Origin of the sequence: Tychonema sp. LEGE 07196 (assembly GCF_963890365.1) — a bacterium.
GTDB lineage: Bacteria > Cyanobacteriota > Cyanobacteriia > Cyanobacteriales > Microcoleaceae > Microcoleus.
In genome coordinates, this window is sequence record NZ_CAWPRX010000014.1 from 19,016 (window position 1) to 28,483 (window position 9,468).

Annotated in this window: 10 protein-coding genes and 1 other RNA gene; 1 reads left to right on the forward strand and 10 read right to left on the reverse strand. The window is 47.5% G+C overall.

The genetic code is table 11. The annotated features are described in order from the left end of the window. Nucleotides 1–69 precede the first annotated feature (69 nt). Nucleotides 70–426, forward strand: a complete 357-nt coding sequence (gene folB, locus AACV78_RS02045; RefSeq protein WP_194011081.1) for a dihydroneopterin aldolase — start codon at nt 70–72, stop codon at nt 424–426. 323 nt (nt 427–749) lie between these two features. Here folB and nuoK read toward each other — a convergent pair whose 3' ends face one another. The 10 genes from nuoK to AACV78_RS02095 all read right to left on the reverse strand — a co-directional run. Further along, nucleotides 750–1,055, reverse strand: a complete 306-nt coding sequence (gene nuoK, locus AACV78_RS02050; RefSeq protein ID WP_228042566.1) for an NADH-quinone oxidoreductase subunit NuoK — start codon at nt 1,053–1,055, stop codon at nt 750–752. A 131-nt stretch (nt 1,056–1,186) separates the two neighbouring features. Then, nucleotides 1,187–1,810, reverse strand: a complete 624-nt coding sequence (locus AACV78_RS02055; RefSeq protein ID WP_194011080.1) for an NADH-quinone oxidoreductase subunit J — start codon at nt 1,808–1,810, stop codon at nt 1,187–1,189. A gap of 164 nt (nt 1,811–1,974) precedes the next feature. Next, the gene (gene ndhI, locus AACV78_RS02060) at nt 1,975–2,550 is read right to left on the reverse strand and encodes an NAD(P)H-quinone oxidoreductase subunit I (protein ID WP_194011079.1); all 576 of its coding nucleotides are present in this window, start codon (nt 2,548–2,550) and stop codon (nt 1,975–1,977) included. A 103-nt stretch (nt 2,551–2,653) separates the two neighbouring features. Then, nucleotides 2,654–3,772 (reverse strand): NADH-quinone oxidoreductase subunit NuoH, encoded by a 1,119-nt coding sequence (gene nuoH / locus AACV78_RS02065; RefSeq protein WP_194011078.1) that lies wholly within the window; start codon nt 3,770–3,772, stop codon nt 2,654–2,656. Nucleotides 3,773–4,242: 470 nt separating this feature from the next. Continuing rightward, nucleotides 4,243–4,633, reverse strand: a transfer-messenger RNA (tmRNA) gene (gene ssrA, locus AACV78_RS02070). 210 nt (nt 4,634–4,843) lie between these two features. Next, nucleotides 4,844–6,601, reverse strand: coding sequence for a serine/threonine protein kinase (locus tag AACV78_RS02075; RefSeq protein ID WP_194011077.1), 1,758 nt, complete (start codon nt 6,599–6,601; stop codon nt 4,844–4,846). A 69-nt stretch (nt 6,602–6,670) separates the two neighbouring features. Then, entirely contained in the window at nt 6,671–6,895 is a 225-nt protein-coding gene (locus AACV78_RS02080; RefSeq protein WP_194011076.1) for a type II toxin-antitoxin system Phd/YefM family antitoxin, read from the reverse strand. 139 nt (nt 6,896–7,034) lie between these two features. Continuing rightward, nucleotides 7,035–7,253: a hypothetical protein gene (locus tag AACV78_RS02085; protein ID WP_194011075.1), complete on the reverse strand. Its 219-nt coding sequence runs from the start codon at nt 7,251–7,253 to the stop codon at nt 7,035–7,037. Nucleotides 7,254–7,359: 106 nt separating this feature from the next. Then, entirely contained in the window at nt 7,360–7,620 is a 261-nt protein-coding gene (locus AACV78_RS02090) for a hypothetical protein (RefSeq protein ID WP_194011074.1), read from the reverse strand. A 416-nt stretch (nt 7,621–8,036) separates the two neighbouring features. Next, the coding region (locus tag AACV78_RS02095; RefSeq protein ID WP_194074372.1) for a glycosyltransferase at nt 8,037–9,468 on the reverse strand (1,432 nt) is incomplete at its 5' end.

Genomic DNA, 9,468 nt, shown 5'->3' on the forward strand with positions numbered 1-9,468 from the left:
GAAGAGAAAGAGAACTTTATCTGGTTTAATACAAATTGGTTAGGCAACGCACTTTTAGTTTTTTTCACAATGGATTGTATTCAACTTACAGGAATTCGCTGTTACGGCTACACGGGCTATTTACCTGAAGAGCAAGTATTGGGCCAGTGGTTTGAAGTGGATGTCACTCTCTGGCTCGATTTGTCGCCCGCCGGAAAAAGCGATGATATTAAACATACTCTCGATTACCGAAGTGCAATTACTCTGATCCAACAGCTTGTCAAAAACTCTAAGTTCTTATTGATAGAAAAGCTAGCAGATGCGATCGTCCAAGAGCTTTTAGAACTACCTTTAGTCGAAAAAGTTAAGCTCCAACTCTCAAAACCTGCCGCTCCAATCCCTGACTTCGGCGGCAGAATTACTCTAGAAATTACTAGAAGTCATTAGTTATTAGTCCTTAGTCCTTAGTCCTTAGTCCTTAGTCCTTAGTCTTTAGTCCTTAGTCCTTAGTCTTTAATCTGCATTAGTTTCTCACGAATGACTGATGACTCATGACTATTGATTAATTCACTGCTTCCCAGGCTCTAGCGAAAGGAATCTAGATCCAGAGGCTCTACCTCGTTTGGGGAAAGGGAGGCAGAGCCTCCGGGTATGCGTTACCAGGCTCTAGCCTGGTAACGAGTATAACTTTCCGAAGTGTTCACTAATGACTAATGACTAATGACTAATGACTAATGACTAATGACTAATGACTAATGACTAATGACTAATTACCACTTCAGCAAATTAAACTCTTCCATGTCTACGGTATTGCGGTTGCGGTAAATCGCCAGGACGATCGCCAAACCGACTGCAGCCTCAGCAGCGGCTACCGTCACTACAAACACCGTAAATACTTGACCTTTAATCTGTACGGGGTCAAGATAGTTGGAAAAACCCATCAGGTTTAGATTGACTGCGTTTAGCATCAACTCGATCGACATCAACACCCGCACTGCATTTCGGCTGGTAATTAAACCGTAAATCCCGATGCAGAAAAGTGCAGCAGCTAATAACAGGAAATACTGGAGTTGCAGTTGCATAAATTTTTTGAGTTGCTTTCAGTTAAAATTACTACAAAACAGACAGATCGGACTTCTTGCATAAATCCATGAGGTGCTTGTGGCGAACCCTACGCAAAATTAGGTGCGCCACAAACACCATAGAATTACTTTGTTTCGGGTGAGGAAACATCACCTGCTGAAACTAATTCGCGCGGCCGTTCTGGCAAGCTGAAAGCTGGTGTTTCTGATTGTTTGCTTGACAGTTCATCCGCAAAGAAATCGCGGCGGGCCAAGACAATTGCTCCTACCATTGCCATCAACAAAAACAGTGAGGCTAATTCAAAAGGTAGCAAGTAGTCTGTGAAGAAGTGTTTGGCGATCGTTACAATCGAACTTTCAGCCGGTGCTCCTGTTATCGGCACGATCGCCCAAGGAGTAGACACTACCATCGTACCCAAAAGCGCAAACAAGCCAGCACAAACCACTGCGGTTGCTATTTGACGCACCCAAGCGTTGGAAATTACGCGGAAGTCTTCTCGTTTGTTTACCAACATGATGGCGAACAAAATTAAGACGTTAACTGCGCCAACATAAATCAATACTTGCGCGGCTGCTACAAAATCAGCATTTAGCAACAGGTACAAACCCGCAATGCTGGTAAATACTCCACACAGCAAGAATGCTGAGTAAACGATGTTGGAGAATAAAACTACTCCTAATGCTCCTGCAATCATCATTACAGAGAGTATGCCAAATGAAACAAGTTGAACCCCTTCGGCTAGATTCACAATTTTTAATCCTCTGTTAGTTGCTAATAGCTAATTGGTAATTTGGCCTTGGGCCTTGGGCATTTGTTATTTGTTATTTGTTATTTGAAAAATTACTAACAAGTAACCACTAACCGCTAACTACTAACTATTCCCGCGATGCCCCATGCCCCATGCCCCATTACCTACTTTTCGACAATTTCCTCTGGACGGAGACCGGCGCGGCGATCGGTGTAGGAAACTTCGTGGGGGTCGATGACACCTTTCGGCAAATAAGCAAATTCCCGCATCGGTGTCACCATCGGATCATCTGTAACCTTGTAGGGCAAACGTCCGAGAGCCACGTTATCATAATTCAACTCGTGACGCTCGTAAGCGGCCAACTCGTATTCTTCTGTCATCGACAAACAATTAGTCGGACAATATTCTACGCAGTTTCCGCAGAAGATACACACCCCGAAATCGATACTGTAGTGCTTGAGCTGTTTCTTCTTAGTTTCTTTGTTAAATTCCCAATCCACCACAGGTAGATTGATCGGACACACCCTAACGCAGACTTCGCAGGAGATGCACTTGTCAAATTCAAAATGAATTCTGCCCCGGAAACGTTCCGAAGGAATTAGTTTTTCGTAAGGATACTGCACCGTAATCGGCCGACGTCTCATGTGGTCAAAAGTAACAGATAGCCCTTGACCGATATACTTGGCAGCTTGAAGAGTTTCTTTGGCGTATTCGCCTACTTGATTGAGGAATTTTAGCATTGTGTTCTCTCTCTGTTCTTGAGTTTTTGGTAATTACTAATTGATAACAGGTAATTGGTTAACAGCTAATTTGTGTTAGCTATTGCCTTTTACCTATTATCAATTAACCGCCAAAAGCAAAGGGAAAGGCAAGTTTCAAAGCTGCGGTTAATAGCAAATTGACTAAAGCAACCGGAAGCAAAAACTTCCATCCCAAATTGAGCAATTGGTCAATCCGAACTCGCGGTAGAGTCCATCGCAGCAGAATTGCCAGAAACAGGAAAAAGTAGGCTTTCAGCATGGTCATTGTAATGCCCAGCAAGCCTGTAAGTACCTGCAACCAAGGGGTCGTTTCGCTCAATCCCAGGGCATTGGTGAGGACTCCGACAGGAATCGGGGATTCCCAGCCGCCGAGGTACAGAACGGCTACTAGCAGGCAAGAAAGGACGAGGTTAACGTAGGAAGCGATGTAGTACAGAGCAAATTTCATGCCTGTGTACTCAGTCTGATATCCTGCTACCAATTCTTCTTCTGCTTCCGGCAAGTCGAAGGGCAACCGTTCGCATTCTGCGAGGGCTGCGATCCAGAAAATTAGGAAACCTGCGGGTTGTCGCCAGACGTTCCAGCCGAGGATGCCGTAGCTGGCTTGTTGCTGTACGATGTCGATCGTACTGAGGCTGTTGGACATCATCACCACTGCCAATACTGCCAAAGCTAGGGGAATTTCGTAGCTGAGGGATTGAGCGGCTGCTCTGAGTCCGCCGAGGAGGGCGTATTTGTTGTTAGAAGCATAGCCCGACATCAGCAAGCCGATCGGCTGAATGCTAGAAAGAGCAATCCAGAGAAATATTGCTGTCCCAATGTCGGCGATGAGCATATGCTCTCCGAAGGGGACGATCAAGTAGGACAAAAACACTGGAATCACGACAATGACCGGCCCGAGCGTGAACAGCAGCGCGTCAGCTTTTGCCGGTACAATGTCTTCTTTGAATACCAACTTCAGCCCGTCGGCAACGGGTGCTAGCACTCCCAGAGGGCCGATAAATTCCGGGCCGATCCGCTGTTGAGCTGCAGCGGAAATTTTCCGCTCCAGCCAGACGCTAGTAAGTACCCCGAAGACGGCACCGACAACCATCAGTACCATCGGCAAAGGTAGCCAAAGCACTTGGGCGATGTCCGCCGGTAAGCCCAAATCGATCAGGGCTTCTACGAAACTTCCTTGTAAGTCAATTCCTGGGTTCATGTTTCCAGATCAATGAGCGATCGCCATATAATTTTTCACCAGTCCTTCGTAGGAGCAGGCTTAGGGAGCGGGTCTTTGTAAAGATTTTTAATGCTTTACCGCCTATAAGTATATCGTCCGAGGGCCCCGCAGAACGCACGGACGGGGTAAAGTTCTAATTATCTGAGATCCCAGTTTGGCTAATGAGCGGTAACTGATGGTTGATGGTTGACTGTTGGCTGTTGAGTGTTGACAGGAAAGCTGTTTAGTGCTAGACGCATAAATACCAAAGAAACCGGGTTTTTATGCGTTTCTGCCATCTGTAACGAAGTATTTTGGCAAAAACCCGGTTTCTGGACTACCCGTGGTTGTTTAGTCCTCTGAGCGAGATATAGCCCAAACAAAACGGCCCGCGAGTTAACTCGCGGGCCGTTTTAATGTTGTAAAGTGCCTTTCAAATGGCTTGAACCATTGATTTTACGTCACTTTTTCGATGGAACTGGGCAGAATCGAACTGCCGTCCAAAATGGGTATTTACCTTCCGATCGTTCACAGGTTTATCCCCTCTAATCCTCGGGGCGGGAACCATCTTTATCCCAAATGGGGGGATTTTCTAGTGATTGCTTTCCCGGCTAGACGACTAGAAACGTTTAGCTAGGGCATCCGTTGGGGGTTGTTATGCTGCTGTTAACGGAGTTAAGCGGCATACACTCTAAACCGAGCTCAAGAAGTTTTTAGGCTACAGCTACGGCTTTGCGAGCGAAAGGAACGATGTTGTTCGCATTTACTATTTTGTTTGAGCCGATATTAGCGAGAGTAGACTCCCTCTCGACCTGCATCACGGAGCAGCTTTCGCCACCCTGTCGAAACCATTACAGCCCCTCGTGTTCTCTTATCATAGCGAATATTTTGTTTAACGTCAATCGATTTTGGATTGAAGATTTTGGATGGGGGATTTTAGATTTTGGATTGTTTTACCAATAGTTTTGGGTGCACTACCAAACCAAGAAACCGGGTTTTTTACGGAGAATGAGGGTTTTTAGCGAATATTTTCGTTAAAAAACCCGGTTTCTCCACACCCGTGCGAGATTCCTAATGCAAATTTTCGTCCCAAACGCCGATGTAAATCCGATCGCGCTCGTTGCGTTCGATCGTCCCTTCGAGCGAACCCTTCCTAAATGTAAACCGATTAGTCCGGCGCTGCTGCACATCTCGGAACCCCTGCAAAATCTCCCGGCTTGCGCCGCCCACCATCCCGTTTAAGGCGGTTTTGACTACCAAATCGTCCACCGACGGGGCAAAAGAACCCTCTGTTTGGACTAATTTGTCGGAATCGCGATCGTAAATGTAGCCGAGAGTAATTCGGTTCGGCAATATTTCGTAAAGTGCGGTGCGAGTATTGGGCCAATAGCCCCGACCTTGAGAGTCCGTGGGTTGTCCCAATTCCGCTAAAATCTGACTTTCCGGCGTACCAACGGCATATCCGGGGATTGCGGGATTCCTCCGATTGCTGGTTGTCGGTTGGTCGCTGGGTGCGGGCGATCGATCGGGCGGCAACTCCTTATCAACAAGTTTTTCGGTTGGTTCTTCTGGGGGTTGTGTCTCCGCGCCTTCCCCTGCCGTTGTTGGGCCTGGGGCTGGTGTTGGCGAGATAGGAGTTTCTGCAGGGGTGGGAGTTGGAGTTTCAGCAGGGGCGGGAGTTTCACCAGCAGGCGGCGGAGTTTCTCTGGGAGTTGGAGTTGGAGTTGGTGCGGGTGTGGGAATTGGTGCGGGGTTGACGCGCGCGTCTGGATCTGCAGGGGCCGAAGTGCGATCGTCCTTCGCTACCGGTGCGGGTTCGGAAGGTTGCCGGTTGAGGAAAACCCTAGCAACACCGACCAAACCTGCAACTAACAGGGCGATCGCCACGAACCCCAAAATCAACCAAATCTTGCGATTGCTGCCCCCAGAAGACACCACAGCAGGCGCTGTTCTCACATTTGCAGGCGACTGAGCGCCATGTCCCGGCATCACCGCCACCGTCGGCCCAGTGTCCGGCGACTGCCCGCGCAGCAGACCCAGCCACTCATCCACGCTACCAGGGCGATTTTGAGCTTCTACAGTCATCCCCCGCATCACTGCTTGACTGACAGTCGTACTTAACTCAGGCCGCAAGTCGCGGGGTGAAGGCATCGGCTGGCTGGTACGGAGAATTGCAGCCACTGGCACTTGTGCTGTCAGCAGAGTATAAAGCGTCGCGGCCAGACCGTAAACATCTGTGGCGGGGGTATATTTTCCTTGGGCGAAATACTGTTCTGGCGGCGCGTAGCCGTCGGACACCATATTAGTGTGATTTTGGGTTGCACCTGCTGTAAACTCGCGGGCAATGCCGAAATCGATCAGCACGACTTCTTGGGTACCTTGGCGCAGGAGAATGTTTTGTGGCTTGACATCTCGATGCAGCAAGCCTTTTTGATGAACTGCTTTCAAAGCAGCGCCAATTTGAGTGATGTAGAGAATTGCCAGATTTTCTGGGAGGGGATTGTTTCCACCGACTACCTCGGCCAAATTCTGACCGGCAATGTAGTCCATCACCATGTAGGGCTGCCCGTCTTCGACAAAGAAGTCGCTGACGCGGACAATATTCGGATGGATGCAGGAAGCCAACCGCCTCGCTTCGTCTTGAAACTTGCGATCGAATTCGGCAAAATTTGGATCGCGCCGCAGAGATTCGTTGAGGGTTTTAATGACTACGGGCTGTCCTAAGTAGCGGTGATTGGCCCGGAAGGTAATCCCAAAGCCACCCCGCCCCAGTTCTTTTTCTAGGGTGTATTTTCCACCTTGTAAACTTTTGCCGATTAGCGCATCCATAGTTTCGGGCGATCGCGTACCAGATAATATCGCTGATTATGGCACGTATGGTGGGCCTAGTTACCAGTCTCAAGGGCGATCGCACTCTTCAATTGGTGTTGCCATTCCTTCTCGAATCGATTCCCGCATTCCCGGCACTGAGAGAAGATACAGTGTTTCCTGTACCGATGCCCAGTCAGATTCAGACAATAACACTGCATTGCTAGTCTGTCCAAGGGCGATCGGTTGATGCGACTCACTTACCGAATCGATCAAGTGCTGCAACTGCTTTTGAGCTTCCTTGATTGGAATCATAATCTTCCACCTGTCTAAATACAGTTTTCTAGATGATGTTGGCGGGCTGCAGACACTGCTACAACTGCCCTAGCAATCTATCGTAGTCTGTGTGCGAACCAACCCAAAACCAGATTACAGTGTCTCCATCCAACTGACTTCACAATATTTCTGGATCGAGTTCTTGGGTTTTACCTGCACGATACTCAGCCATTGCGGTAGCTGCGAGTTTAGCAAGAACATCTGGGGAACCGGAGAATGCTTTATCCCAGCGCATCTCGTCTTCAAGTTCTTCCAGAATCATGGAAGCGAGGGCATCTTGCTCGCTGGCAGACAATGTTTTCAACTTGGCTAACGCGCGATCGAGTAACTCAGTCATGGCTACCACGCTTTTACAATTAAAAATGGCATCCTATCCATTATCGCTTGTTTCAGGCAAGTTGAGCGTAGTCCGAACACGATCTTGGAATGCTGTTAAACTACCCTTAATTATGAGCGATCGTTCCCTTTCTGACATCTTGAGCCGCCATCATTGCATTGATATGGGTAAAGATGCGATCTAATTCCCCAATAGCGTCGAGTTCCGCTGCCTCTTCTGCCATTAGTCGATCTGCCTTCTTCTTCTCTAACAATTGTTCCATTCGCTGTTGGAGCGATTCACTAAATTTGAACAACTTCCACCGATCGACCTTTTCAATGCAAATCTCATGGATTAACGAGGAGAGTTTGTTGAGAATTGAAACCATTATCGGCTCCGAACTTCGGGTTTTAGGTAGTGACTAGATTATAGCTTTTACAGTCGTAGACGCACCATATCCAAATTCCGAGGCAACCAGGGGGGATTGCCCCTACTTTCACACCATATAAATCGGCTCACCGCACTCGCATGAAAATATAGAACCCATTTGATATCTATTCGTAAATCTCAGAAACCGGGTTTCTCTCTATATTTCTCATCACCCAACCAAAAACTCATAGAAACCCGGTTTCTCGCCCCTTTCGTAAATCTCAAAAACCAGTTGCTCTCTATATTTATCGTCACCCAACCAAAAACTCATAGAAACCCGGTTTCTCGCCCCTTTCGTAAATCTCAAAAACCAGTTGCTCTCTATATTTATCGTCACCCAACCCAAAAACTCAAAGATGTCAAATGGGTTCTATACTATCGAAATGCTGTTCTCGGAACCCTAGCGAGTTGGTAAGCGCCCCGACTGTCCAACAATTGATATTGATTTGGCTGCAATCCCAATTGCACAAATTTTTCGGGATATCCCAGCAACAAAATAGAGGGAGAAGTGGGGTTTTTAGAGTCCTTAAGGTAATCGAGCGCCCCTTTGAGAGATCGGTAGTAAGTCACGGGTTCTTCGGTATAAAAAACCAGACTTGGTTTCCAGAAACCAACCATAATAAACTCTTCCCCCGGCAGTTTTTGTTGCACAACAACCTGCGCCAACTGTCTTAGAGGTAACTGGCGGTTGATATCGACCAAATTGTAGACGGGAGTGAGACCAAAGATGATAAATGCTACTAAGCCGATGAAGTTAGCAACCAAAATCCAGCGCTGTTTCCGCTTCCAGAGCAAAAGTGCGATCGCCACTGCAGCAGTTATCCAAATCGAACCGCCCACAATCAGCAATCCCGACTGCTGAAGTGCTTGGGGAAAATTGGGCATTGCCGGGTCGTCTCCGAGCCAGTGGTAACAGTAGAAAGTTGCTCCGGCTACAATTAGTAAAAATACGACATTGAAAATGTATGTGACTAACAGCCCTCGCGGTAAAGAATTCGGTTTTTTTTCTAACTTTCCAGGCCTGGTTTTGGGTTCGTTACCTGCAATAATATCGCTCCACAGCAGCGTTACCAAAATGGCAGCGGCGGGCAGTAAAGGCAATACGTAACTGGGTAATTTGGTGACGGCGATCGTGAAAAAGCCAAAGATGCAGCCGAACCAAAATAGGGCAAATAAACTTAATTGATCTCTTCGCGGTTGACGGCGCCAGTAACTGCGCTGCCAAAAACGGGTGCGGGCGATCGCCACCGGCAAATAAATCGACCAAGGTGCAAAACCAAGCAGCACTACAAAAAAGTAAAAATACCAAGGCGCTGAGTGCTTGTTGACTACTTCAGTAAAACGCTGGAAATTGTGATAGCCGAAAAAACTGTCAATATAAGTTTGACCGTTGGCTAAAATAACCAGAACGAACCAAGGCAGGGCGATCGCCAGAATAATCAAGATTCCCGACACCGGACGCATTTCTCGCCAAATTTGTCGAAAATTTCCCAAATACAGCCCGAAGCTACCAATAATCAGCGCTGGTATGACAATTCCCACAGGCCCCTTAGCCAGAATTGCTAGGGCAATTAGTACGTAACAAGTCAGATACCACTTATTGGGAAATATCGATGCAGAAACTGTGGAAAATTCTGCTTTTTGTCTCTGTTCTTCTAAGGTGTAACCGAGGAAAAATGCCAGAAGTGCCGAACACATACAGGCGACTAATAGCATATCTGAAACGCCAGTCCGCCCCCAGGCAATAGTTTGGGGATTTAATGCTATTAGCGCCGCCCCAATCCAAGGAGTAGAAAGAAAGAGGGGG

What these genes read in the sequence shown, in the direction of transcription:
- folB (WP_194011081.1), top strand. Translation starts at nt 70, where the DNA reads ATGGATTGTATTCAACTTACAGGAATTCGCTGTTACGGCTACACGGGC.
- ndhI (WP_194011079.1), bottom strand. Translation starts at nt 2,550, where the DNA reads ATGCTAAAATTCCTCAATCAAGTAGGCGAATACGCCAAAGAAACTCTT.
- nuoH (WP_194011078.1), bottom strand. Translation starts at nt 3,772, where the DNA reads ATGAACCCAGGAATTGACTTACAAGGAAGTTTCGTAGAAGCCCTGATC.
- AACV78_RS02075 (WP_194011077.1), bottom strand. Translation starts at nt 6,601, where the DNA reads ATGGATGCGCTAATCGGCAAAAGTTTACAAGGTGGAAAATACACCCTA.
- AACV78_RS02080 (WP_194011076.1), bottom strand. Translation starts at nt 6,895, where the DNA reads ATGATTCCAATCAAGGAAGCTCAAAAGCAGTTGCAGCACTTGATCGAT.
- AACV78_RS02085 (WP_194011075.1), bottom strand. Translation starts at nt 7,253, where the DNA reads ATGACTGAGTTACTCGATCGCGCGTTAGCCAAGTTGAAAACATTGTCT.
- AACV78_RS02090 (WP_194011074.1), bottom strand. Translation starts at nt 7,620, where the DNA reads ATGGTTTCAATTCTCAACAAACTCTCCTCGTTAATCCATGAGATTTGC.